Annotated in this window: 24 protein-coding genes; 22 read left to right on the top strand and 2 right to left on the bottom strand. The window is 51.4% G+C overall.

The window, feature by feature from the left end; all coding sequences use genetic code 11:
• Positions 1-215: 215 nt before the first annotated feature.
• From GC101_RS02800 to GC101_RS02700, 21 genes are all read left to right on the top strand, one after another.
• On the top strand, positions 216-1367 hold the full coding sequence (locus GC101_RS02800) for an iron-containing alcohol dehydrogenase (RefSeq protein ID WP_171716011.1): 1152 nt from the start codon (positions 216-218) through the stop codon (positions 1365-1367).
• Positions 1368-1396: 29 nt separating this feature from the next.
• A complete protein-coding gene (gene rhaB / locus GC101_RS02795) occupies positions 1397-2872 on the top strand; it encodes a rhamnulokinase (protein WP_171716010.1) in 1476 nt (491 codons plus the stop codon).
• A gap of 20 nt (positions 2873-2892) precedes the next feature.
• Positions 2893-4149, top strand: a complete 1257-nt coding sequence (rhaA, locus tag GC101_RS02790) for an L-rhamnose isomerase (RefSeq protein WP_171716009.1) — start codon at positions 2893-2895, stop codon at positions 4147-4149.
• Between the two features lie 72 nt (positions 4150-4221).
• On the top strand, positions 4222-5067 hold the full coding sequence (rhaD, locus tag GC101_RS02785) for a rhamnulose-1-phosphate aldolase (RefSeq protein ID WP_171716008.1): 846 nt from the start codon (positions 4222-4224) through the stop codon (positions 5065-5067).
• Between the two features lie 171 nt (positions 5068-5238).
• Positions 5239-6333, top strand: a complete 1095-nt coding sequence (locus GC101_RS02780; RefSeq protein WP_171716007.1) for an NADH:flavin oxidoreductase — start codon at positions 5239-5241, stop codon at positions 6331-6333.
• Between the two features lie 235 nt (positions 6334-6568).
• The gene (locus GC101_RS36470; RefSeq protein WP_171716006.1) at positions 6569-7531 is read left to right on the top strand and encodes a BclA C-terminal domain-containing protein; all 963 of its coding nucleotides are present in this window, start codon (positions 6569-6571) and stop codon (positions 7529-7531) included.
• Between the two features lie 197 nt (positions 7532-7728).
• Positions 7729-8553 (top strand): AraC family transcriptional regulator, encoded by an 825-nt coding sequence (locus GC101_RS02770; RefSeq protein ID WP_171716276.1) that lies wholly within the window; start codon positions 7729-7731, stop codon positions 8551-8553.
• Between the two features lie 23 nt (positions 8554-8576).
• The gene (locus GC101_RS02765) at positions 8577-9473 is read left to right on the top strand and encodes a DMT family transporter (protein WP_171716005.1); all 897 of its coding nucleotides are present in this window, start codon (positions 8577-8579) and stop codon (positions 9471-9473) included.
• A gap of 10 nt (positions 9474-9483) precedes the next feature.
• Positions 9484-9867, top strand: a complete 384-nt coding sequence (locus tag GC101_RS02760) for a cytidine/deoxycytidylate deaminase family protein (protein WP_171716004.1) — start codon at positions 9484-9486, stop codon at positions 9865-9867.
• Between the two features lie 234 nt (positions 9868-10101).
• A complete protein-coding gene (gene miaB / locus GC101_RS02755) occupies positions 10102-11685 on the top strand; it encodes a tRNA (N6-isopentenyl adenosine(37)-C2)-methylthiotransferase MiaB (RefSeq protein WP_171716003.1) in 1584 nt (527 codons plus the stop codon).
• A gap of 24 nt (positions 11686-11709) precedes the next feature.
• Positions 11710-12162: a YlbF/YmcA family competence regulator gene (locus tag GC101_RS02750; protein WP_171716002.1), complete on the top strand. Its 453-nt coding sequence runs from the start codon at positions 11710-11712 to the stop codon at positions 12160-12162.
• Positions 12163-12299: 137 nt separating this feature from the next.
• Positions 12300-13070, top strand: a complete 771-nt coding sequence (locus GC101_RS02745; RefSeq protein ID WP_039304691.1) for an NUDIX domain-containing protein — start codon at positions 12300-12302, stop codon at positions 13068-13070.
• A 48-nt stretch (positions 13071-13118) separates the two neighbouring features.
• On the top strand, positions 13119-13661 hold the full coding sequence (locus GC101_RS02740; RefSeq protein ID WP_171716001.1) for a cysteine hydrolase family protein: 543 nt from the start codon (positions 13119-13121) through the stop codon (positions 13659-13661).
• A 63-nt stretch (positions 13662-13724) separates the two neighbouring features.
• On the top strand, positions 13725-15176 hold the full coding sequence (locus tag GC101_RS02735) for a nicotinate phosphoribosyltransferase (protein WP_081972130.1): 1452 nt from the start codon (positions 13725-13727) through the stop codon (positions 15174-15176).
• Between the two features lie 399 nt (positions 15177-15575).
• Entirely contained in the window at positions 15576-16805 is a 1230-nt protein-coding gene (locus tag GC101_RS02730; RefSeq protein WP_171716000.1) for a family 8 glycosyl hydrolase, read from the top strand.
• A gap of 419 nt (positions 16806-17224) precedes the next feature.
• Complete coding sequence (locus GC101_RS02725) at positions 17225-18235, top strand: 2-oxoacid:acceptor oxidoreductase family protein (protein WP_042137960.1); 1011 nt, start codon at positions 17225-17227, stop codon at positions 18233-18235.
• A 26-nt stretch (positions 18236-18261) separates the two neighbouring features.
• Complete coding sequence (locus GC101_RS02720; protein ID WP_171715999.1) at positions 18262-20568, top strand: thiamine pyrophosphate-dependent enzyme; 2307 nt, start codon at positions 18262-18264, stop codon at positions 20566-20568.
• Between the two features lie 151 nt (positions 20569-20719).
• A complete protein-coding gene (locus tag GC101_RS02715; RefSeq protein WP_171715998.1) occupies positions 20720-21745 on the top strand; it encodes an ROK family transcriptional regulator in 1026 nt (341 codons plus the stop codon).
• Positions 21746-21757: 12 nt separating this feature from the next.
• Entirely contained in the window at positions 21758-22966 is a 1209-nt protein-coding gene (locus tag GC101_RS02710) for an MFS transporter (RefSeq protein ID WP_171715997.1), read from the top strand.
• Entirely contained in the window at positions 22966-23565 is a 600-nt protein-coding gene (locus tag GC101_RS02705; protein WP_171715996.1) for a DUF1349 domain-containing protein, read from the top strand. Before GC101_RS02710 ends, GC101_RS02705 begins: the two co-directional genes overlap by 1 nt.
• Positions 23566-23692: 127 nt before the next feature.
• Complete coding sequence (locus tag GC101_RS02700) at positions 23693-24214, top strand: hypothetical protein (protein WP_171715995.1); 522 nt, start codon at positions 23693-23695, stop codon at positions 24212-24214.
• 128 nt (positions 24215-24342) lie between these two features.
• On the opposite strand, the gene GC101_RS02695 is transcribed toward GC101_RS02700, so the two are convergent.
• Together GC101_RS02695 and GC101_RS02690 are read right to left on the bottom strand one after the other, a co-directional pair.
• Positions 24343-24558 (bottom strand): hypothetical protein, encoded by a 216-nt coding sequence (locus GC101_RS02695; protein ID WP_171715994.1) that lies wholly within the window; start codon positions 24556-24558, stop codon positions 24343-24345.
• A gap of 115 nt (positions 24559-24673) precedes the next feature.
• The gene (locus GC101_RS02690; protein WP_171715993.1) at positions 24674-25189 is read right to left on the bottom strand and encodes a MogA/MoaB family molybdenum cofactor biosynthesis protein; all 516 of its coding nucleotides are present in this window, start codon (positions 25187-25189) and stop codon (positions 24674-24676) included.
• A gap of 182 nt (positions 25190-25371) precedes the next feature.
• On the opposite strand from GC101_RS02690, the gene GC101_RS02685 reads away from it, so the two are divergent.
• The gene (locus tag GC101_RS02685) at positions 25372-26382 is read left to right on the top strand and encodes a CobW family GTP-binding protein (RefSeq protein ID WP_171715992.1); all 1011 of its coding nucleotides are present in this window, start codon (positions 25372-25374) and stop codon (positions 26380-26382) included.
• Positions 26383-26415: the final 33 nt, after the last annotated feature.

Here is a 26415-nt window from a genome sequence, read left to right as displayed (position 1 = left end):
TTGACATCAAAGATTAACGGCGATACGATGAGGATGCTAATAATCTCTTTGAAAGCGTATGCCGGTTCCCAACGGAAGCGCCGGAGCCGGTCTGCTGCTTAACCTCAGTGACCAGCCTGAGGCGTCACAGCCAGAATGTACATCCTACTATCAGTGGAGATACTTAGCTTTCTGTAATCGTTCTATACTAATTTGCCTGGGAGGCTGGTCAAGCAATGAGTACTCATGTCTATTATGTTCCGTCTATCAACATTATGGGTAAGGGCTGTCTGAAGGAAATTGCTCCCTATATTCAAGAACTGAATCTGAAGAAAGCACTCGTGGTTACGGATAAGTTCCTGACGAAGAGCGGAATCGCCGGCAAGCTGCTGGCTGTGCTGGATGAAGCGGGAATTAACTATGTGGTATATGATGAAGTGAAACCGAACCCGACCTGCAAAAATGTCCATGACGGCGTTGATTTCCTGAATGATCATGAATGCGACTATCTGATCTCTATCGGCGGCGGATCGCCGCAGGATACAGCGAAGGCAATCGGGATTGTAGCAACCAACGGCGGATACATTGCTGATTATGAAGGTGTGCACAAGTCCAAGAACAAATCCCTGCCGATTGTAGCCGTGAACACTACTGCAGGAACGTCAAGTGAAGTTACAATTAACTATGTAATTACAGATGAAGAACGCAAGATCAAGATGGTAATGGTCGACAAGAACAGTATCGCCACCATTTCGGTGAATGATCCTGAACTGATGGTCGACAAGCCTGCTGCGCTTACAGCCGCTACAGGTATGGATGCACTGACGCATGCAATTGAAGCACTGGTTACACCAGGCGCTTACCCTGTAACCGACGCTACTGCACTGGCGGCTGTTGAACTGATCTTTGGCAACCTGGCCCGGACAGTAACAAACGGACATGATATCGAAGCGCGTGAGCAGATGGTGTATGCGATCTTCCTCGGAGGCCTGGCCTTCAACAATGCCGGACTTGGTTATGTGCATGCCATGGCACATCAGCTCGGCGGCGTGTATGATCTGCCGCATGGCGTCTGTAATGCGATGCTGCTGCCATATGTGGAAGAAGAGAATGCCAAATATGTGCCTGAGAAATTCAGAGCGATTGCCAAAGCGATCGGACTGCAGGTACAAGGTAAAAGCGACAAGGAATGCGCGGATTTCGTCATCGATTCGATCAAAGCCCTGTCCAAGGAAGTTGGCATTCCAGCCAAACTGTCTGAACTTGGTGTAGATGAAGTGGATTTGGATCTGCTGGCTGAGAATGCGATGAAGGATGCCTGCGCACCGGGTAACCCGTTCATTCCTACCAAAGAAGAAGTTATTGCCTTGTTCCGCAAAATTCTGTAATTTACCTTCTATAGATAAGGAGATTCCCTATGAACAATCATATCGCCGTCGATATCGGCGCCTCCAGCGGGCGGCTTGTACTCGGAACCCTCGTGGACGGGAGTCTCAAGCTGGAGGAGCTTCACCGTTTCAGCAATGGATTCACCGAGCAGGAGGGCTCCTGCTTCTGGGACATTGATTATTTGTTTAATGAAATTATCAGCGGACTTCATCAAGCGAAAACCGCGGGAATTACTGAATGTACAATCGGAATTGATACCTGGGCCGTGGATTATGTACTGCTGGATGCGGAAGGCAAGCGGATCAGGGAAGTATACGCCTACCGTGACCGCCGCACTGATGGGGTTATGGAGGAAGTCGGCCGGCTGCTCTCCCCGGAGAAGGTTTACGCCAAGACAGGGATTCAGCAGCTGAGCTTCAATACGCTGTATCAGCTGTATGCGCATGACCGGGAAGAGCTGGAAGCAGCAGATCAGATTCTGATGGTGCCGGATTATCTCTCCTATAGACTCAGCGGCCGCAAAATCAACGAGGTGACCAATGCCTCCACGATGCAGCTGCTGAACCTTGCCACCCGTGACTTTGATCCGGAGCTGCTATCCTTCCTGCATCTCCGCAGAGAGCAGTTCGCACCGCTTACGGAGCCGGGAGAAGATCTCGGCTTCATCACGGCGGAGCTGGTGCAGCAGTATGATCTGCCGCAGTGCCGCCTAATCTGTGCCGCCACGCATGACACGGCTTCTGCCGTGCTCGGTGTGCCTGCGCAGCAAGGCAGATCCTCAGCTTACATCAGCAGCGGCACCTGGTCACTGCTCGGGGTGGAGCTGGATCATCCGATTAATGACAGCAGAGCCATGGCAGCCAATTATACGAACGAATGGGGAGCTTACGGCACCTACCGTTTCCTGAAGAACATTATGGGCCTTTGGCTGATCCAGGAAGTACGGAGATTGGATGGAGGAAGATACAGCTTCGCTGAGCTGGCTTCAATGGCCGCGGGCAGCGAAGGCTTCCGCAGCCTGATTCCATGCAACCACCCGCGTTTCCTCAACCCGGACCATATGATAGAAGAGATTCGCCAGGCCTGCGCGGAGAGCGGCCAGCCTGTTCCAGAGACGCCGGGCGAATTAGCCCGTTGTATCTTTGACAGTCTGGCACTGTCCTACCGCAGCTATCTGGCCGAGCTTGAAGGCCTTACAGGCCAAGGAATTGAAGTTCTGCAGATCGTCGGCGGCGGCGCCAATAATGAACTGCTGTGTCAGCTGACCGCCGATATTATCGGCAGAGAAGTACTGGCAGGCCCGACAGAATCAACGGCACTGGGCAACCTGGCCGTGCAGATGATTCAGTCAGGCCGTATGGCCGACATCCATGAAGCCCGGGACGTCATCGGCACTTCCTTTGCAATCAAGTCGTATCTGCCTCGGCCGGTTCCTCAGCTGGATCAGCTGCTGGCCCGCTGGGATGAGCTCCATTCTGCGGCAAGTACGATTGAGAATATATAAAACTTTTAGGAGGCAACAGCATGGATCAGAGCATCACAAACAGCTATAACGAAGCGAAGAAATTATACGCAGCCCATGGAATTAACGTAGATGAGGTTCTGGAGAAGCTTGCGAAGATCAAAATTTCTGTACATTGCTGGCAAGGCGATGATGTTCAAGGTTTCTTGTTCAAAGACAAAGAGCTTAGCGGCGGGATTGCTGTAACCGGCAGCTATCCCGGACGTGCCGGCACACCGGATGAGCTGCGCAAGGATTTGGAGAAAGCCCTGTCGCTGATTCCGGGTAAACATAAAGTCAATCTGCATGCAATCTATGCTGATACGGACGAACAGGTCGATCTCGATGAGCTGGAACCGCACCACTTCGCAAGCTGGCTAGAGTGGGCGAAAGAGCAGGGACTGGGATTGGATTTCAATCCAACCTGTTTCTCGCATCCTAAGGCTGCTGACGGCTTCACCCTGAGTCATGCCAATGACGAAATCCGCAATTTCTGGATCAAGCACTGTAAGGCTTCCCGCCGGATTGCTGAGTATTTCGGCCGCGAGCTGGGACAGCCCTGTGTAACGAATTTCTGGGTACCGGACGGCTACAAGGATACTCCGGTTGACCGCCTGGCACCGCGTGTGCGTCTTAAGGAATCCCTGGATGAAATTTTCAGTGAGGAAATTGATCCGCAGTACAATATTGATGCACTTGAGAGCAAGCTGTTCGGGATTGGTTCTGAGAGCTATGTTGTCGGATCACATGAATTCTACATGGGTTATGGACTGACCCGCGGCAAGGCGATCTGTCTGGATGCCGGACATTTCCATCCGACGGAAGTCATCTCCAATAAACTCAGCTCGATCCTGATGTTCACAGAACAGCTGCTGCTGCATGTCAGCAGACCGGTACGCTGGGACAGCGATCATGTCGTCACCATGGACGATGAGCTGCTGGAAATCGCCCGTGAACTGGTTCGCGGAGATTTGCTGCCGCGCACGAACATCGGCCTTGATTTCTTCGACGGCAGCATCAATCATCTCGCAGCTTGGGTAATCGGTACACGCAACACCATAAAGGCTTTGCTGCGCGCTATGCTGGAGCCGGTTGAGGAGCTTCGCGCCATTGAGCTGGCAGGAGACTATACTTCACGCCTCGCGCTGGTAGAAGAATTCAAGTCCTATCCGTTCGGCGCAGTCTGGGATTACTACTGCGCATCACAGGGCACTCCGGTCCGGGAGCAATGGCTGGCTGAAGTGAAGAGCTACGAGCAGGAAGTACTGGCTGCAAGATAGATTAGCACTTTTGTAATTACCGAATGACAAGTATCCACGCACTTATACGTGCATATAGAGGAGAGATAACATATGAGTACTTCAGTAGTAGAATCCAAAGGTTATATCGCCGGCGTTGAAGCACCGTTTATCCGGGAAATGTCCGAAATCACCCACCACATGTGGTCCCTGGGCTGGGATGAGCTGAACGGAGGCAACGTCAGTTATCTGCTGGATGAAGAAGACGTTGCCAAATACATTAACATCCGCGAGCCGCTGCGTACAATCGCCCTTACCTTCCCTGTAACTGAGCTGTCCGGCAAATACTTCATCGTAACTGGCTCCGGCAAGTACTTCCGTAATGTCATTAAGGACCCGGAAGCCAACCTAGGTGTGCTGCGTGTCAGTGACAGCGGGGAGAGTGTAGAGGTTCTGTGGGGTCTGCGGAACGGCGCTGTACCGACCAGTGAGCTTGCTTCCCACTTCATGAGCCATATTGAACGGCTGAAGGTAGATCCTTCGCACCGCATCGTGCTGCATACCCATGCAACGAATGTGATTGCCATGACCTTCACCCATGATCTGGATGAACTGAAGTTCACCAAGACCCTGTGGGAAATGTGCACAGAATGTCTGGTTGTCTTCCCGGATGGCGTCAGCGTCATTCCTTGGATGGTTCCGGGCAGCAGTGATATCGGCCGGGCTACTGCGGATAAAATGAAAGACTATCGTGTGGTGATTTGGCCGCAGCACGGTATCTTTGTTACGGGCGCTACCATGGATGCTACCTTCGGTCTGGTAGAAACCATTGAAAAAGCGGCAATTGTCTACAACCTGATCGGCGGACGTGAAATCAAACAGAAAATCACGGATCAGCAGCTGGCCGATCTGGCCGCAGCATTCCGTGTAACTCCGAAGGCCGGCGTTCTGGACCTGTAGGTTAATTAGGATCATGAAGTTTTGAGAATGCTACGAAAGCCGGACAATGCAGCATGGCTGCTAGTTTCCGGCTTTTGGCATATTCCCGGTGTTCATTCATTTGCATTTGCCGCTGAGAACAGTCATACTATACTTACTTAAAGTAATCAAAGTATGAAATGGAGGCCGATCATGAATACCGATAAATTGTTTGAACCCTTTGAGGGAGGGGGCCTGTCCCTGACCAACCGTGTAGTAATGGCACCGATGACACGGGTGCAGTCTCCAGGAGGCGTGGCTAGTCCGGAGGTAGCGGCTTATTACCGCCGCCGGGCGGAAGGCGGCGTTGGTCTGATCATTACTGAAGGAACAGCTATCGATCATCCGGCGGCGGTCAGCCACCAGGATATTCCGAATATCCACGGCGAAGCCTCTCTGGAGGGATGGGCGCAGGTAGTCAAGGAAGTGCATGCTGCTGGAGGCAAGATTATTCCGCAGCTGTGGCATGTCGGTATGGCCCGGAGCATCGGTGAATTGCCTAATGCTTCAGCGCTTCCTATCGGTCCTTCAGGGCTTAATCTGGCCGGAGAGCAAGTTACCGAGCCGATGACCAAGAATGAAATTCAGGGGATTGTCAGCGCCTTTGCCAAGGCGGCCAAAGATGCCAAGGCCATTGGCTTCGACGGCATTGAATTACACGGGGCCCACGGTTATCTGATCGACCAGTTCTTCTGGGAGAAGACCAACCGCCGTACCGATGAATATGGCGGTGATCTTGAGGCACGGACCACCTTCGCGGTTGAAGTGATCGATGCCTGCCGCCGTGCGGTAGGACCGGACTTCCCGATTGTGCTCCGCTTCTCGCAGTGGAAGGGCGGCCATTATGACGCCAGACTTGTGGAGACGCCTGAAGATCTGGCCCGCTTCCTGACACCGCTCAGCAATGCGGGTGTGGATATCTTCCACTGCTCCACCCGGCGTTTCTGGCAGCCGGAGTTCGAAGGGTCTGATCTTAATCTGGCAGGCTGGACGAAGAAGATCACCGGCAAACCGACGATCACGGTAGGCTCTGTGGGACTTGACAGTGCTTTTCCCAGCCCGGTAACCGAGAAGAATCAGGAAGATAATATTGACCTTCTGCTGGAGCGGCTGGACAAGGCAGAGTTCGATCTTGTTGCGGTAGGCAGAGCTCTGATCAGCGATCCGGCGTGGGCTGCTAAAGTGCAGGCTGGCAGAATTGGTGAGATCATTCATTTCACCTCCGACGCAACCAAGACATTATACTAAGAATACTAACTAATATAGTTTGAACTAGAACACCTGATGTATTGGGAATTGCGGCGAACCTCGTGTTTATCCGCTAATGTCCATCCGCATCGGGTGTTTTTTGCGCACACCAGCCCCATTACTCTGTACTACTGTCCAATTTCCTGAAATAATGCCATTGTCCGAGCACCCTTACCTTTCTCTCGAATATTGCTATTAGGAGAACCTTGTAAATTCAGAAGAAGGAGAGTGAGATATGGCGATTCTATCAACGGGACCTATCGAGAACAATGTGGTAATCAGCACAGGTACCCGCCCGACTCAATCGGTAACAGTCAAAATAGACGGCCGCAATACAACCGAAGAATTCGATGTTCTTATCTTGGGCTACAGCCTGATTGGATTCCGCACCTTGTATGTGCAAGAAGAATTAAGTGTCGGACCGTTTCAGGTGATCACCAGGGATTACTTTGCGGATCTGGATGCATTCGAGTTTGTGTTCAGCACAACAGGAATCGCAGAGCCCGAAGCCCAGGTGTCCGTATGGGGCAAAAATTCTGCAGGACAGCTGGTGACCGCACACCGGCTGGTATCTCAGGAGTTACTGGGTGAAACCGGGGGAGGAATCACTGGCGCAACCGGAACCACGGGGTTCACGGGTGCTACGGGATTACCGGGAGCAACAGGAGCAACAGGAGCTACAGGATTGCCGGGGACTATCGGTGCTTCGGGGTTCACGGGTGCTACAGGGTTGACAGGGGGAACAGGCGCGACGGGATTAGCGGGTGCTACTGGAGCCACAGGCAGCGTGTCATCATCCTATGCCTATATTTTCAACACAGGTGCCCAGAGTGTCGCGACCGAAGCGGATGTTACGTTTGACAGTAATGAGAGTCTTGTCGGCTTCAGCCATACCCCTAATACAGCCGCTATTAACGTGGAGAATTCCGGAGATTATGCGGTAATCTTCATTGTCAATGCAGTTGAAGCGAATCAGTTCACTTTGTATCTGAATGGTGCTCCAGTAGGGGGCAGCGTCTACGGTTCAGGAGCGGGAACCCAGCCTAATCCGGGAATGGTGATTATCTCTGCAGTCACTGGCGATGTAATCACGTTAAGGAACCATTCCAGTGCCGCGGCAGTCACATTGCAGACCTTAGCTGGAGGAACACAGATCAACTCCAATGCATCGATTCTGATCTATAGGCTTGGGGGCTGAGGCCGGTTATGGCAAGCAGTGTTTAATGAATAAGTCCGGAGCCTTACTCTTAGGCCGGGCTTTTTTTGCGGCGGGATATACTCCTGAATGGCCACGGCACGCCGAAGTTGCAGCATTGGAAGAGCAATATCATACAAGAACACTATCATCACCTATAGTATACTGAGCATGAAACAAGTAGGAAGGGAAGACGAATGATGAAACAGGAAATGCGGACCGTAAAATACAACGCTGAATTAAAAGTTGAAGCCTACCACTTTCAAGGAATTATGCAGAAATTCCCTAACCATTTTCATGAGTATTATGTGATTGGATATATCGAACAAGGTCAGCGGTTTTTGTCCTGCAAAAATAAAGAATACACTATAGAGCCGGGTGATCTCCTTCTCTTTAACCCCCGCGATAATCACGCTTGCGAACAGATTGACGGCCGAACGCTGGATTATCGCTGCATCAATATTCAACCGGAAATTATGAGTAAGGCAGTCTTAGATATAACAGGAAAAGAGTATCTGCCCTATTTTACGCCTCAGGTTATTTTTCACAGCGAATGGGTTCCTGTACTCCGGGAGCTGCACCAAATGCTGATGGAGGAAGAAAGAGACTTTAGAAAAGAGGAGAGCTTTTTCTTCCTACTGGAGCAGCTGATTGAAGACTATACAGAGCAGGCAGTGCCGGCGGAGAATACAGGGCAAAGCGCAGAAGTAAAGGCGGTCGGTGAATTCTTAGAGAAGCACTACATGGATAATATCTCGCTGGCTGACCTGTGCAATTTGACGGGGCTGAGTAAGTACTACCTGCTCCGTTCCTTTACCAAGCAAAAGGGTATATCGCCCTACAGCTATCTGGAAACCATCCGGATTGACAAGGCAAAGAAAATGCTGGAGCAGGGTATCAAGCCTATTGATGTTGCGATACAGACCGGATTTACCGACCAAAGCCATTTCTCTAACTTTTTCAAAAAATTTATAGGGCTTACCCCAAAACAATATATGAATATTTTTAAGGCTGCACAAAACTGACTTTGGTTATAGAGAGGGTTATCATGGATAGAAACAAAGAGATTCAGGGACATCTGTTGGCATTTATTACGATTTTTATATGGGGCACGACTTTTATATCCACCAAGATACTGTTAGATGTACTAACTCCTATTGAAATATTATTTCTGAGGTTTGCCATTGGTTTTCTTGTGTTACTTCTTGCTTGCCCTCATAGGCTCAAAGTCAAGGAATTCAAGCATGAGCTATATTTTGCCGGAGCGGGTTTGTGTGGCGTTACGCTATACTATCTGCTTGAAAATATTGCATTAACCTATACACTTGTTTCCAATGTAGGTGTTATCATTTCTATTGCTCCGTTTTTTACTGCTATTTTTGCACACCGGTTTTTAGACGGAGAGAAATTGCAAACTCGGTTTTTTATAGGGTTTTTAATTGCAGTTATCGGCATTCTTTTTATTAGCCTTCAAGGAGGCAATAACCTGCAAATACATCCATTGGGGGATATTTTGGCCGTTTTGGCTGCCGTGGTATGGGCCGTCTATTCTATTCTGACGAAGAAAATCAGCGGGTTTCAATATAATACGATTCAGGTAACACGGAGAATTTTCTTATATGGATTGGTATTTATGGTTCCGTCCTTATTCATTTTCGGATTTAAGCCAACCCTGAATGAACTGCTGACACCAGCCCATCTGTTTAACATCCTGTTTCTGGGGTTGGCAGCATCTGCGCTTTGCTTTGTAACGTGGAATTCTGCGGTTAAAATATTGGGCGCCATAAAAACGAGTATATACATTTACATGGTTCCCGTAATTACCGTAGTTACCTCTGTTATTGTCCTTCAGGAAAAAATGACAGGAGCCTCCGTATTTGGTATTGTACTTACGTTAACAGGTTTGTTTATATCACAGAGAAAAAAACATAAAAAAAGGGACTGAGAGATTACATATGAAGGTTGAACAGAGAGATCTGGAACTGATCCAGGAAGCCATTAAGGTAATAGACCGCAACTTCGATGAAGTGAATGAACGTCATACGGTAGGGGCAGCGGTGCGTTGTAAGAATGGTAAAATCTATACCGGAGTCAACTTGTACTCGATTCATGGCTCCTGTGCAGAGTTTATTGCAATCGGTGCTGCAATTACGGCAGGGGAACGGGAGTTCGAGACTATCGTTGCTACCAGAACGCAAAGCGAAGGAGGGATTCTGCTTCCTCCATGCGGCAATTGCCGGGAGATGCTGGTACGTTATGCGCCGGATATTCAGGTTCTGGTGCAAACAGGAAATGGAGTGGAGAAGTACAGTATCCAAGAGCTTATGCCGCATCATTAAACGTAAGATTCAGGAGAAGCTCGGCCTTGTTGCGGGCTTTTTTTGTCATTCAGGAAATTTTTTCGCATAGCACATTTTCCTCATCCTGCCGGCCCAAATCCAGAATTGTTATATAAAAGGCTGAATCGTATCAATGGATTAGATGGTTAGATTATCCTTATCTGTGATATAATTTTGAATTGATTGCGGGTGTATCTGAATTCATGAATTACTTATAAAGGAAGTGTAAATCTGATGACGAAGGAGAACCGGAACTCAGCGGACTTCAACTCCACCAAGGGCAAGGATTACTCCAAGTATTTTGATTTTACCGATGCTAAAGTGATAAGTGAGCAAGAGGGCAAGACCACCTATCGCATAAAAGGAAGAAACGTTCAGATAAACAGCCAGCCCGATTACAGGGAAGGCAAGCGCCGCGGCAAGGAAGAGATCGAGGTGCTCTACCATTTCGAGATTCCGCCGGAGATGGAGGATTTCGGCCGAGGCAAAACCTATCATATCACCACCTACGGCTGCCAAATGAATGAGCATGATACCGAAACGATGAAGGGTATGCTGGAGCAACTGGGTTACCGTGCGGCTGATGACCGCAGAGATGCTGATCTTATTCTATTAAATACATGTGCAATCCGCGAGAATGCGGAAGATAAGGTGTTCGGAGAGCTGGGTCATCTCAAATCGCTCAAGCTGGAGAAGCCGGGGCTGCTGCTCGGGATCTGCGGCTGCATGTCCCAGGAAGAAGGCGTGGTTAACCGGATCATGAACCGGTATGGTTTCGTGGATATGATTTTTGGTACGCATAATATCCACCGGCTGCCGGAGCTGATTAAGGAAGCGGTGTTCAGCAGGGAGCTGGTCATCGAGGTCTGGTCCAAGGAAGGCGACATTATTGAGAATCTGCCGAAGAAAAGAGAGGGTTTGCGCGCCTGGGTGAATATTATGTACGGCTGTGACAAGTTCTGTACATACTGCATTGTACCGTTTACACGGGGCAAAGAGCGCAGCCGGCGTCCTGAAGATGTCATTGCCGAAGTGCGCGAGCTGGCCCGTCAGGGCTTCAAGGAAGTTACGCTGCTGGGGCAGAATGTAAACGCCTACGGGAAGGATTTTACCGACATTGACTATACATTCGGGGACCTGATGGACGACATGCGGGGGATCGATATTCCCCGTATCCGCTTCATGACGTCGCATCCCCGTGATTTTGACGATAAATTGATTCAAGTGCTCGGCAAGGGCGGCAATCTGGTGGAGCATATACATCTGCCCGTGCAGTCGGGAAGTACAGCTGTCCTGAAGCGGATGAGCCGCAAGTATACCCGTGAAGCTTATCTGGAGCTGGTCCGCAAGATCAAAGCAGGCGTGCCGGATGCGGTACTGACTACCGATATTATCGTCGGTTTCCCGGGTGAAACCGAAGCGCAGTTCGAGGAGACACTGTCGCTGGTGCGCGAAGTAGGGTATGATATGGCATATACCTTCATTTATTCTCCGCGTGAAGGTACTCCGGCTGCTGCTATGGAAGATAACGTTCCGGCAGAGGTCAAGAGCGCACGCCTGCAGCGTCTGAACGATCTGATCAAAGAGCAGAGCAGGCTGGGGAATGAGCGGATGCTCGGCAAGCTGGTCGAGGTACTGGTGGAAGGCGAGAGCAAGAACAACATCAATGTACTCGCCGGACGTACCCGTGACAGCAAGCTGGTGCATTTCGAAGGCCCGCCGTCACTGATCGGCACGATGGTGCAGGTGAGAATTACCAGTACGAAGACATGGTACATCAAAGGGGACTATCTGGCGGAAGCCGCAGCAGTCCTCTAATTATAGAGAAATGGGGCGAGAAGAATGAGCCAGGAAGATGCGCGTTTGAATGAATACGGCATGCAGACCCACAACACCCGTGATTTAATCGTAAGAGAGGATATTATGGGCAAAGCGAAGGAGCTGGCTACACTCATCTCCACCAGTGAAGAGGTCCGGCATTTCCAGCAGGCCGAGCAGAAAATTCTGAATCACGATCGTGTGCAGGGTTTGATTGCTACCATTAAGAAGAAGCAGAAGGAGATTGTGGCCTTTGAGAGCTTCAAGAATCAGGCGATGGTCGCCAAGATTGAACAGGAAATTGAAGTGCTGCAGGATGAAATCGACAGTATTCCGGTCGTGAATGAGTTCCAGCAGAGCCAGAGCGACATTAACTACCTGCTGCAGCTGGTTATCTCGGTCATCAGGGATACCGTCTCGGACAAAATCAATGTGGAAGCAGGCACAGAAGCGCCTCCATCCACTTGCGGTGACTAATTGAATACCCCCGGGGCGGATGAGAATCCGTCCCTTTTTCATATATTGCGCGTTCTTGCGGTTGATTTTAAGAGGACAGGTTTGGTACATTAAAAGATACGAACAGCAAATATAGCTGCGGCAAAGGATGATCTAAAGTGAGCGAGAACGTGGAACAAACCTATAACGCCAAAAAATACCGCACTCCGGACGGCGTTCCGGCGGATATTGTCATGTTTACGCTGACCAAACGCGAACGGAAGACGGTCACGAAGACACTCCCGCTGCGGGAGCTGAAAGTTATGCTGATCCGGCGCAAGAAATGGCCCTATGCAGGCATGTGGGCTTTGCCGGGCGGCTTTTGCCAGGAAGATGAATCGATCTATGATGCGGCTACGCGCGAGCTGAAGGAAGAGACCGGCGTAGACGGCGGCCATTTGGAATATCTCGGTGTCTACAGCAAGCCGGGGCGCGATCCGCGCGGCTGGATCATCAGCCATGCGTTTTTTGCACTGGTCGAGGAGTGGATGCTGGAGCAGCGTCAGGCCTCTGATGATGCAGGGGAGGTTGGCCTGTTCACCCTGCAGGAAGCGCTGGAGGAGCTGGAGCTGGCTTTTGACCACCATGATATTATTACCGATGCTTATCTGCGGATTCAGCAGCAAATGCTGCAGACCACGATTGCACGGCAGTTTCTGCCGCGCCATTTCACACTGAGTGAGCTGTATCAGGTGATCCAGACGGTCGTGCCTGAATTCAAAGAACCGAATTTTATCCGTAAAATTACGTCAACACGCAGCCGGCAGGGTATATTAAAGGAAGTAAGTGATGAAGCGGGCAATCCGCTCAGCTCCAATCAATACTCCCAGCGTCCGGCACAGCTCTATATGTTCACGGACCATGAACCTTTATTATCGATTTATACCTAAGCAGCAGGAAAGCTTAAGCTCACAACACTTTTAGGAGGCGGTCTGCTTATGAGAGCACTCATCGTAATTGATTTCACCAATGATTTCATTGACGGAAGTCTGCCGGTTGGGCAGCCCGGTATCGACATTGCACCAAGGGTTAGCCAGCTCACGGAACAGTTCGTGCAGAGCGGGGATTATGTTGTGATGGCTGTTGACCTGCATGAAGCAGATGATCCATATCATCCGGAGAGTAAGTTATTCCCGCCGCATAATCTGCGGGGCAGTCAGGGACGTGAGCTCTACGGCAGCCTGAAGGCCGTATACGAAGCGAACCGCGGAGACATCTATTGGATGGACAAAACCCGGTACAGCGCTTTTAGCGGCACGGATCTCGCGCTGAAGATGCGTGAACGCGGCATTACCGAGCTGCACCTGATCGGAGTATGTACGGATATCTGTGTGCTGCATACGGCAGTGGATGCGTACAATCTGGGATTCAGCATTATTGTACACGAGGATGCGGTAGCCAGCTTCAACCCGGACGGCCACACTTGGGCGCTGGGACATTTCCGGGGCAGCCTCGGAGCGAAGGTTGTTACATCCGCTTAGAGAACCAACACAACAGCAACTGCAGATCCCGCTACAGCAGTGCAACTATTAGGAGATGAGGACTTGAGGAGAGAACTTGCTCTACATACAGACAAATATCAGATTAATATGATGTACGCCCACTGGGTTAACGGCACACACAAACGCCGGGCTGTGTTTGAAGCTTATTTCCGCAAGCTGCCGTTCGGCAACGGGTTTGCGGTATTTGCAGGCCTGGAGCGGATCGCCCAGTATATTGCTGAACTGCGGTTTACAGAGGATGATATCCGCTACTTGTCGGAGCAGGAGGAGAATTATGCACCGGCGTTTCTGGAGGAGCTGCTGCAGTTCCATTTCCAGGGCAGCATTCATTCGATGAAGGAAGGCGCGCTTGTCTTCCCGGATGAGCCGCTGATCCGCGTGGAAGGCACGATTATGGAGGCTCAGCTGGTGGAGACAGCCATCCTGAACTTCATGAACTACCAGACGCTGATCGCGACCAAGGCCTCCCGGATCAAGCAGGTGGCTCCGAATGATACGCTGCTTGAGTTCGGAACGCGGCGTGCGCAGGAAGCAGATGCGGCCGTATGGGGAGCCCGGGCAGCGTATGTGGGTGGCTTCCATGCGACCTCCAACATGCTGGCCGGCAAAATGTTCGGCATTCCTACGAAGGGCACCCATGCCCATTCCTGGGTGCAGAGCTTCCCGAGCGAACAGGAAGCCTTCGACGCTTACGCCAGAGTCATGCCGGACGGCGTTACCCTGCTCGTCGATACCTTCGATACTCTGCGCAGCGGTGTGCCGAATGCAATAAATACTGCCAAGAAGCTGGAGGCGCAGGGCAAACGGATGAACGGCATCCGGCTCGACAGCGGTGACTTGGCCTACCTGTCCCGTAAAGCCCGGCAAATGCTTGATGAAGCCGGACTGCAATATGTGAAGATCGTTGCCTCCAATGACCTGGATGAGAACACGATCATGAACTTGAAGTCGCAAGGCGCGGCTATTGATACGTGGGGGGTTGGAACCCAGCTGATTACAGCTTCCGATCAGCCTTCTCTCGGCGGAGTCTACAAGCTGGTCGAGATTGAATCTCCAAGCGGAGAGATGATTCCAACCATCAAGATCTCCTCCAATCCCGAGAAGGTATCGACTCCCGGCAAAAAAGCCGTTTACCGCATTATCGGGCAGAACGGCAAAGCCTTGGCGGATTACATCAGCTTCTCCGGGGAAGAGGCGCCGCGCAACGGTGTCCGGCTCAAGCTGTTCAATCCGCTGCATCCGTATATGAGAAAACATGTGGAGCACTACGAGGCGCTGCCGATGCTGGAGCCGATTGTGGTGAACGGCTTCCAGGTCTATCAGCTGCCGGATCTGAACGAGATCCGCCGCTACCATCAGGAGCAGCTGGATCTGTTCTGGCCGGAGTACCTGCGTAAGCTGAACCCTGAAGTATTCCGCGTGAATCTCAGCGAGCAGCTGTGGAACCGCAAGCAGCAGCTGATTGCGGAGCATATGATGCCGGATGTGGAATAGCCTGATCGCAACAGAAGCATAGACTTATTAATACTTAGCCCTCTCAGTTGGTGGATAATCCACGACCGGGAGGGCTTTTTGCCGGGGCGAGGGCAGAATGGGAAAAGACAGGCAGGCTCATACCCCTGCCCCTGCGTATATCTTCATAGACGCGTAATACGCAGGACCATATGCTCATTGACACGAACTCTCTGGAATAATATATTAAATATGTTCTTAAATACAATTTTTACAGGAATGATATTTTTTTGGGGCTAAAGTTAAAGCGCTTTAACTTTAGCCCGGCAGACAGATGGGCGGATACTCTATGTGAGGGGGTGAACTTTTCCTAAGGCAGTTCGTTTGTGATTGCAATGGATTCGAAGCCATATCCACCAAATCATGAGGAGTGAATGCGTTATGAATAAGCAAGGGAAACGCAAGCTGCACTGGAAAAGTCTGATGCTTCTTTGTCTGGCGCTCTTTATCCTGCCTGCCGGGTCCGCTTTCGCTGCAGTGAATAAACCGTTCCCGCAGCATACGACTTATACGGCCGGAACCATCAAACCGAATAATGTCACGCAGACGGTTATGGATAATGCGGTTAAGACCAAATGGGATGCCTGGAAAGGCGCTTATCTCAAACCGGCAGGAACAGGCAAATATTATGTCAAATATAATTCAGACGGGGAGACCGTCTCCGAAGCGCATGGCTACGGCATGCTGTTCACTGTTCTGATGGCCGGTTACGACACCAATGCGCAGACGTACTATAACGGACTCTACAATTATTACACAGCACATCCAAGCTCCATCAATCCTTATCTGATGTCCTGGAAACAGAACAGCAGCTTCCAGAATATCGAAGGCGAGGATTCCGCAACGGACGGTGATATGGATATTGCGTACTCGCTGCTGTTGGCTCACAGACAATGGGGCAGCAGTGGAACAGTCAACTATCTGCAGGCAGCAACCAGCATCATTAATGCAATCATGGATAATGAGATCAATCAGACCCAGTGGACCATTCGCCTGGGGGACTGGGCAAACAGCGGTTCATACAATACAGCAACCCGTCCTTCCGATTTCATGCTCAGCCATTTGAAGGCCTTCCAGTCCGCTACCGGCGATGCCCGCTGGCAGAATGTAACGGATAAGACCTATACGATTATTAACAGCCTATATACCGGTTATAGCTCTTCCACCGGCCTGTTGCCAGATTTCGTAGTCTACTCCAGTAACACCTATAAACCGGCCGCAGCGAATTTCCTGGAGGATGCCAACGACGGCAATTATAACTACAACTCATGCCGCACACCATGGCGGATTACCACCGATTATTTGCTCACAGGCGATAACCGCGCCTTGTCCCAGCTGAACCAGCTGAACAGCTGGATCAAGACCAAGGTAAGCAGTACTCCGGGCAATATCAAAGACGGCTACAAGCTGAACGGAACCACCTTTGGCAGCTACAACAACGGCGCGTTCTATGCTCCGTTCGGTGTAAGCGCAATGACCTCATCAGGGAACCAGAGCTGGCTGAATTCACTCTGGAGCCATACGTCAGGCAGTGCGGCAGAGGATTATTATGAAGACAGCATCAAGCTGTTCTCCATGATCGTGATGTCCGGCAACTGGTGGACTTACTAAACGGAAGTGATTTTTAATTCACTCCTAAGACGAAACCTAAGGTGTCCATCACCAAGGGTTTCGTCTTTTTTATACCGGGCGCCTGTGACATTTATCATGAAATCTGTGATAAATTTAACATCTTAATTTTTAATTTTATTGCTAAATTAAGGGTGACATTGGTTCCACATCATCCTTGGGAAAACGCGGAATTACACACAATTTTCACAATTTGTCGTTTTTATGGCAGATTACCTTCTATTGAAGTAACGCCGCGCTGTCGCGTATAAAGAAATCCATTGAAATCCATAAAGAATTGTGATTCCCAAAGCGTGGATAATGCAAGATATGTCACTTCGCGGCTTGCAATTTCAAGTTACAATCGTTGAAAAAGTCAAAAGGATGTTATTCTTCTTGACACTAAGAAAGGGGTTATGTCGGTGGTACAATTGCCAAAAGTAAATGAGCTCGGCTTCTTTGAGATTCGTCTCGAATCTATTGGGGGCCTGGGAGCGAACCTTGCCGGTAAAATGCTTGCGGAAGCGGGTGTAGTCGGCGCAGGACTCAATGGCGTCAGTTTTTCATCGTATGGTTCGGAGAAGAAGGGGTCGGCGGTTAAAGCTCATATCCGTTTCTGCGATATGGACACTCATATCCGTGATACCTCCCCGGTAGAGCGTCCGCATGTTGTCGGTGTTTTTCACGAAGCGCTTGCCAAGACCGTTAACGTAACCAGCGGAATTCATGAACACAGTACCGTTCTTGTGAACTCGGCCAAGACGCCGGAAGAACTCAAAGAACTGCTGAAGATGAAGGCCGGTACGATTGCAGTAATCGATGCCACCAGCATCGCACTGAAAGAGAAGAACCGGGTGAACATGGCGATGCTAGGCGCGCTGTTCCGGCTCTGTCCGTTCCTGGATACTGATATTATGAAGGGCGTTATTGAGAAATCGCTCGGCAAGAAATATCCGCAGGCGGTCCAGTCGGCCATTACGACCTTTGACCGTGGTTATAATGAAGTGAAATTCATGCATTTCGAGCTCGCTGCTGGCGATAGCATGCCGGTGTATGTCCGCTCCGATATTTCCGCTCTCGGCTACGAGACTCAGCCGATAGGCGGCACCATCACGAACCCGGGCGGCAGTTTCCTGAAGAACCTCAGCATCTCCCGTTCCGGTATGCTTCCGGTCTATGAGAATGAGTCCTGTATCAATTGCGCACAGTGTGACACGGTATGTCCGGATCAATGCTTCGTCTGGGAAGAGCGGCTGGACCGTAAGGGCCGTTCGCAGATGTTCCTGCTCGGCATTGACTATCAATATTGCAAAGGCTGCCTGAAATGCATCGGCGCCTGCCCGACCTCGGCGCTCTCCAGCACCCGGGAGAAGGAAGGCTATGCGGACAGCCATACCGTGAAGCATACGTTTGATCTGGTTACTCAAGTCTAAATTTCGGAAGAAAGGTGGAATGAATTGTGGCTATTGATTATGAAAAAGAAGTAGGCTCCGCCAAAGTGGAGCAGAAATTCCTATATGAATCCGGCAATGAAATGGCTGCTTATGCCGCCCATCAGATTAACTATCATGTTATGGGGTATTTCCCGATCTCCCCGTCAACGGAGGTTGCCCAGTTCCTCGATACCATGAAAGCCAGCGGACAGCATGATATTATGCTGGTGCCTTCCGACGGCGAGCACAGCTCCGCAGGGATCTGTTATGGCGCTTCGACAGCAGGCGGCCGCGTGTTCAATGCTACCAGCGCGCAAGGGTATATGTTCATGCTGGAGCAGCTGCCTGTACAAGCAGGTACGCGGATGCCTATGGTCATGAACCTGATCTGCCGTTCGATCTCGGGTCCGCTGAATATTCACGGTGACCATTCCGACTTGTATTTCGCCCTTAACACCGGCTGGCCGATTCTGATGTGCCGTGATCCGCAGTCCGTATATGATATGAACCTGATGGCATTGAAGCTTGCGGAGCATGCCAAGGTACGCCTTCCGGTAATGGTTGCTTCTGACGGTTATTTCACGTCCCACCAGAAGCGCCGTGTGCAGGCTTTTGCCCACCGCGAAGATGTTCACAAGTTCGTAGGCGAGCAGCCGCCAGTTGGCTTCACAGATACGCTGGACCGCAATAACCCTGTTACTGTAGGTCCTTATATGAACGAACCGGATTATATCAACAACCGTTATCAGCAGTCGGTAGCCATGTACAATGCCGGTGAAGTGTTTGAAGAGATCGCAGCGGAATTCGCTGTGCTGACAGGCCGCCATTATGGGGTGATTGAGCAGTACCGGATGGAGGATGCCGATGTGGCCGTATTCCTGATGAACTCCGCTTCGGAGATTATCAAGGATGTAGTCGACCAGCTGCGTCTGCAAGGAATCAAAGCGGGAGCGATCTCCCCGAACATGATCCGCCCGTTCCCGCAGAAGCAGATTGCTGAAGCGCTGAAGAACGTCAAAGCCATCACTGTCGGTGACCGTGCGGATTCCGTCGGCGGCCACGGCGGCAACATGGTTAACGAAATCAAGGCTGCACTGTTCACATACGGCAACACGACCACTAAGGTAATCAGCCGCATCTACGGACTAGGCGGTAAAGACTTCTATGCTGAAGACGGCCATCATTTCTTCCAGCTCGCAATGGATGCAGTAGTAGCAGACCGCGTAGAAGTGCCGTTTGATTACTACGGCCACAATCCGGGAGCTCCGGAGAATGCGCCGAAGCGCCTGCTGAAGCCGATGAACTTTGATCTGTTGAAGACCGGCCTGATTACGGTGAACAAGAATGAAGAAACAGGTAAGCTGGCCGTGAAGATTCCGCCGATCCGCTCTCTGATGAAGAAGCCAAGACGCTTGTCTCCGGGACATGGCGCATGTCCGGGCTGTGGTATTTTCTCCGGCCTTGAGCTGTTCTTCAAAGGTATTGAAGGGGATATCGTAGCGCTGTATCACACCGGCTGTGCCATGGTTACAACTACCGGCTATCCTTATTCGTCACATAAATCAACGTTCATCCACAACCTCTTCCAGAACGGTGCAGCTACGCTGTCCGGTGTGGTTGAAATGTTCTGGGAACGCAAACGCCGCGGCGAGCTGGACGGCCTGGGCCTGCAGGATGACTTCACCTTCGTTATGGTAACGGGTGACGGCGGTATGGACATTGGTATGGGTCCGGCGATCGGCGCTGCACTGCGCGGCCACAAGATGATCATCGTGGAATACGATAACGAAGGTTACATGAATACTGGTGCACAGCAGTCCTATTCCACACCGCTCGGACACCGTACTTCGACTTCGAGCATCGGCAAAACCCAGCAGGGTAAGCTGACCCAGCATAAGGATACTGCGCAGATTATGGCTGCGACCAATATTCCTTATGTCTTCACCGGCTGTGAAGCTTACCCGCAGGATCTGCTGAAGAAGGCTGCGAAGGCCCAGTGGTATGCTCAGAATGAAGGTCTCGTCTATGGCAAGATTCTGATCGCCTGTCCGCTTAACTGGATGAGTGAAGACAAAGACGGTACAGATATCGTCTCCCTGGCTGTTGAGTCCTGCTTCTTCCCGCTCTATGAAGTAGAGCAGGGCATGACCAACATCACGTATAACCCGGAAGACAAGGAGAAACGGATCGAAGTCTCCGCCTGGCTGAAGACTATGGGCAAAACCCGCCATCTGCTGAAGCCGGAGAACGAGCCTGCGCTGCGCAGCTTCGAGAATGAGGTACAGCGCCGCTGGAGCCGTCTCAAAGCCAAACATGAGCATCCGGATTTGTAAGGGTTAGCCTAAGCACCACTATAATTAGCAATCGTTCCTATCCGCCCGGCAGAGATTCTCTGCCGGGCTATTCAACATTTTAATAATTTTTTCAAAATAACCATTTATTAAAACACTTTATTAAAGTATTATTATAACGAGGTGAAAGCAGATGCAGAAGATTGGCGGCAATGCGTTAGTCATTCGCGAAGTGAATATGAACCTGGTGCGGCAGGTGCTGAAGGAACACGGGCAGGCAACCAAACGGCAGATTGCCGGAGTTAGCGGCCTTAGTGTCGTTACAGTGGGCACTGTGCTGCAGCTATTGGAAGCGCAGAATGAGGTGCTGGCTGGAGCACAGGTGTCCTCCAGCGGAGGGAGGCCTGCACAGCAATACATATACAATGACGAGTATGCCCTGGCGCTGATTCTGTTCACGCATGAAGAGCAGGATGTGATCTACATTCACAGAACGGTTGTTACGCTGACCGGACGTACACTGTTTGAGGATAATACAGCGGTCTCAGGCGTCGATTTGGCGGCCTTTGAAGCGGTGATTGACAGCTCGCTGCAGATGTACCCCCTGATACAGGCTATCGGTCTGGGCCTGCCGGGTGCGGAAGTAGAAGGCCTAATGGTTGTATCCGATTACGAAGCCTTGCGCGGTGTTCCGGTGGCAGAGCATTTCCGGCAGCGGTACGGCAAACCTGTAGTGATCGAGAACGATGTCAACGCTGCCGTGATTGGCTATTGCCGAAGGATGAAGGAGGAGACAGCTTCAGTTGTCTATTTGTATTTTCCGGACCGCTTCGCTCCGGGAGCCGGCATATTTATAGGAGGCAAGCTGTATAAGGGGAAACGCGGCTTCGCCGGAGAGGTAGCCAACATTCCGCTCGGCATTGCCTGGGGAGATGGCGGACTGATTGCTTCTTTTGAGGCACTTACGGATGCAATTGCCAAGCTGGCGGCTGCTGTCAGCAGTGTGCTGAATCCGGATGTTGTTGTGCTGTACGGCAGCTTCCTGAAGGAAGAGCATCTTCTATCCGTGGAGAAGAAATGCAGCGCCTCGCTGCCTTATCCTGCAATTCCAAGGGTGAGAATGTCAGACGATTTTGCCGCAGATTACATTCAGGGCATGATTGTGCAGACGCTGGGCACTTTGGAACAAAGACTGTATTTGACTAAAATAGAAGGTTAGGCGGGGTACGATATGGCAACGGTATTCTTGATCATTATTTATATGGCATTTATCAGCTTAGGTCTGCCGGACTCCATGCTGGGAGCGGCCTGGCCGATCATGAGGCTGGATTATGGGGCGCCGGTTGAGACAGCAGGACTGCTCTCCATGATTGTAGTTGCGGGGACGATTATTTCTAGTTTAGCCAGCAGTGCCGTGCTGAAACGGCTGGGTACGGGGATGGTTACTTTTATCAGCGTGGCTGTGACGGCTCTGGCCTTGCTCGGCTTCTCTTACTCTTCTTCCGTAGTTTGGCTGGCTGTGCTGGCCTTGCCGCTGGGGCTGGGAGCCGGTTCTATCGATACAGGGCTGAACAATTATGTGGCTACCCACTATAAGGCGCATCATATGAGCTGGCTGCACTGCTTCTGGGGCATCGGGGCGATGCTCGGACCAATTATTATGTCGCGTTATATCGCTGGAGGTGATTCCTGGAGATCGGGATACTTCACTGTCAGCATGATTCAGTTTGCGCTTGTGGTGCTGCTGTTTATCAGTCTGCCGCTATGGAAAAGGGCAGGTAAGAGCAGCAGTCCGCAGGCTGAGAACGTCAGGAACGAGCCAGAGACGGTAATGGCAGCGGAGGCTGCTTCCGGCAATGTGCTGCGGATCAAAGGCGTGAAGCTGGCGATGATTACCTTCCTGTTCTATTGTGGAGTGGAAGCCACGGTAGGACTCTGGGGCAGCAGCTATCTGGTTAATGTCAAGGGTGTCTCAGCAGCAACTGCTGCTGGCTGGGTGTCATTGTATTACGGTGGTATTACGGCCGGGCGGCTGATTACCGGGTTTATTACCTTCCGGTTCAGCAACAAGGAGCTCATCCGCGGCGGGCTGGCAATATCCATGCTGGGTGCGCTGGTGCTGGCTTTACCGCTTCCGGCGGTCTTTTCACTGGTTGCTTTTATCCTGATTGGACTGGGGTCGGCACCGATCTTCCCCTGTATGCTGCATGAGACACCGGCCCGGTTCGGACAAGCGAACTCCCAGAAAATTATGGGCTATCAGATGGCTCTGGCCTATACCGGCGGAGCTTTTCTGCCCCCGCTTCTGGGCTGGGTGGCGGCGCGCAGCAGCTTTATGATTCTTCCGCTGGTGATGATCGGGTATATTATTGTTATGATTCTAAGCTCTGAGCAGATCAACAGTATGATGAAAAAACGGAAAGAAGAGGTGAGCCTGTAATGAGAATAGTAGCGTGGCAGGATGGAGTATGGAGTAACGAACCGGTGTCCAGCAGAGTTGTAGCAGGAGCACTTGTGGCGGAAGCTGCAGAAGGCAGTGATTATTGGCAAAAAACGATGTACGGCTTCCAGCATGACAACGGGCACGCCTTGCTCGCACCCTGGGAGGATGCGGAAGCTATGGAGGTCAGCTTTTCGCTGGACGGGTTCACAGAGCTATATGATCAGGCAGGCATTATGCTGTGGCATAGTGAGGAAGTCTGGATCAAAGCCGGCATTGAGCTGAATGATGGTATTCCGCATGTGGGCGCCGTTGTGACCGATGGCTACTCCGACTGGTCGCTGTCACCTGTTCCGGAATGGACGGGTGAGGTGATCACCCTCCGGGCTTCGCGGATGAAGGATGCCGTAATCCTCAGAGCCAGAACGGAGAATCATCCCTGGAGGACGATCCGGGTCGCCCGTTTTCAGTATGAGACCGGGAAGCAGGCAGGACCCTTCCTGTGTGCCCCCACCCGGCCGGGATTTCAGGTAACCTTTACACGGTGGACTGCTTCAGCTCCTGATACCGATGTGCATACGGACCCGCCGGTACGTTAATCTCCCGGTGCACGGATTCATTCCAGCAATTTGCGGTAAGACAATCGGCTCTTTGCATACTTTTCACGTACTCAGCCATCCTATACCCAACAGGAAGAATCTGAGTGTTTGTGAAGGGGGAATAGTTATGAAGCGCCGATTAGCAGGTATGCTGGCTGCGGTATTGACTGCAGGAACACTGCTCGCAGGCTGCTCCGGGGAGCAGAACAAGAAGGAAGCGGGAAGCTACACGATGCAAGCGTATCAGGACGGGACAATGCTGGCTTACTCGCAGGGGAAAGGGCTGGACGGCCGGTTCCGCAAGGAGATGCGGCAGGCTTTTGCCAATGAACAGCTTGCGCTGACCGATGAGAAGTTCACAGAAGACAACCGCGGAAATACCAGCTACCAGTACCTGATCAACAGCCAGCCCGCGCAGAATATCACGCTGCATGTATTCACCAGCCGCCCTGAGCGGGTGGGCCGGATTACGGATTGGTACGGTGGTATGCAGCTGGCGGAGACGTCCGGGGCGAGAACAGAGGTCTATAACAAGGATAATACTTCTCTGGTGTATACCTCCATGGGCAAAGAGAAGGGGAAGTATTCGAAGAAGGTAAAGGACCTGTTTAGCGGACTTCTGGAGCACTTGGGAACACACGCTCATTAAAAGATAGGCATCCGATCACCATAGGCCATTCATGACCAGCACAAAAAAGGCAGACCAGCCCGCGCGCTTCAATTAGAAACGCGGTGGGCAGGTCTGCCTTTTACAGTTAACGTTATAGTACGAGAGTTCTATCTTCTTCTGCCGCGCATAATTCCGGAAATACCGCACATTTCATCCCGGACGGAATAAGTGTAGATATGCTGCGGGACCGGAACACAGTGATGGCGCCGTACCACTTCAACATGGTGGACTACCTGGACTACCTGGGGATGATAGTAATCTTCATATACGACCTCTGTAGGGTCAGTAACTGTTTGAACAGGGCATTTTGGACAATTTCTCATTACATTCAGCTCCTTCGCGATTGGACTTATGCCAGTATACGCGCTGTACAGGGGCCTGCTTGTTCATTTGTCCATATTCCCGATAAATGGGCGTATGACTATCCGGTACTCCTGATCAGGAACGTTTGTAGATTTCACGCATCACATGCCGCAGTTCGGGAAGGATCAGCCGTTCCATGGCAAGCTTGATTGCACCAGTGGAGCCGGGCATCGAGAATACTGCCGTACTGCCGATCGTGCCGGCAATAGCCCGGCTAAGCATGGCGGCAGAGCCGATATCTTCCGTGAAGCTAAGCAGCCGGAAAATCTCCCCGAAACCCGGAAGCGATTTGTCAAGCAGTGAAGCAACCGCCTCATAAGTCGTATCGCGGGGCGAAATGCCTGTCCCTCCAGTCAGCAGTACGGCTTCAATGCCGGAATGGACGGAGCTTTTGTAGACCAGCTCGCGGATATCCTCATAATCATCCTTGACGATCGTGCGGCCGGTAACAATGTATCCCGCTTCCTCCAGCATATTCTGGATCAGCGGGCCGCCGGTGTCCGTCTCCAGGGTCCGGGTGTCTGAGACCGTAATGATATAACAAGCTACTGAATCGGGGGCTTCACGCCGGTGTTCTTCTACGGAGGTCATGCGAACCAGCTCCTTTTGTCTGTAATGAACGGCTTCTAACCCCCATGATAGGGGATGGAGGAGGCAAAGACAAGTTCGTGCCGGACAGGCAGAAGCGCCGGAAGGGGGCAGCTGTCTTGCACAGAGGCAGGCAATGTAGTACACTCGCTACCATAACTGATTTTTGCGGGGAGCGAGTGAACTTGGAACAGTCATTACCAGTTTATATATTGTCGGGATTCCTCGGCAGCGGCAAGACTACATTACTGCAGCGGCTGCTGGAGCATTGGAAGACGCAAGGCCTCCGGCCGGCGGTCATCATGAATGAGCTTGGCGAGGTCAACTTGGATGGTCTGCTGGTAGAGCAGTCTGTGCCGATGGCCGAGATGCTGGGCGGGTGTATCTGCTGCACAAGCAGGGGCGATTTAAGTACAGAACTGACCACTCTGGTCAAAAAAGAATCACCGGATGTAGTCGTCATTGAAGCGACTGGCGCAGCTAATCCGCTGGAGATTGTCGATGCGGTTACCGAAACCTCGCTGTATCAGCAGGTGGAGCTGAAGGGGCTGATAACAGTCGTTGATGCCGCTCATCTCCTGGAGCTGTACCGTTCCCAGCAGGGGGCTACCTACCGCCTCATGCAGGAGCAGATCCGCTGCGCATCCGTGCTTATTCTGAATAAGACAGACCGGATCAGTGCAGAAGAGGCTGAAGAGATCACGGTTGTGCTGCGCAAATGGAATGCGTATGCAGAGATAATGCCCGCTGTACGCTGTGAGCTGGAGCCGGAAGCCCTGCTCGGCAATATCGGTGGAGTCTATTCGGAAGAACGTGGTGTAACAGAAGAGAATGAGCATAGTGAACAGGATGGAGATGCCAGGCAGATGCATGCTTCGCACGATCATGTGATGGCGTACACGCATTATTTCAAGAATCCCGTGAACAGCGAGGCCTTCGAACGGTTTGTTAAGGAATTGCCGCGTGACGTCTACCGGGCCAAGGGGATTGTATCCTTTAACGATACCTCCAGCCGGTTTCTGTTTCAATATGCCTACAGGGAAGCGGATTTCATGAAAATCACCCCCCAGGGCGAGGTACCTGATGTCGCCGTATTTATCGGTGAACATTTCTCCTCCAGCGAACTGCGCACGGAGCTTCTGCGGCTGGAGAAACGTCTGCTGGCAAGACCGGCTGCCGTCAAAAGAAGCCTGTAATACCTTCCCCTGAAGCCGGGGGATTGGTTCGTT

The organism is Paenibacillus phytohabitans, assembly GCF_013141775.1.
GTDB classification, from domain to species: domain Bacteria; phylum Bacillota; class Bacilli; order Paenibacillales; family Paenibacillaceae; genus Paenibacillus_AQ; species Paenibacillus_AQ phytohabitans.
The sequence above is the reverse complement of the archived record's forward strand: the minus strand, read 5'-3'. Positions and strand labels throughout refer to the sequence as shown.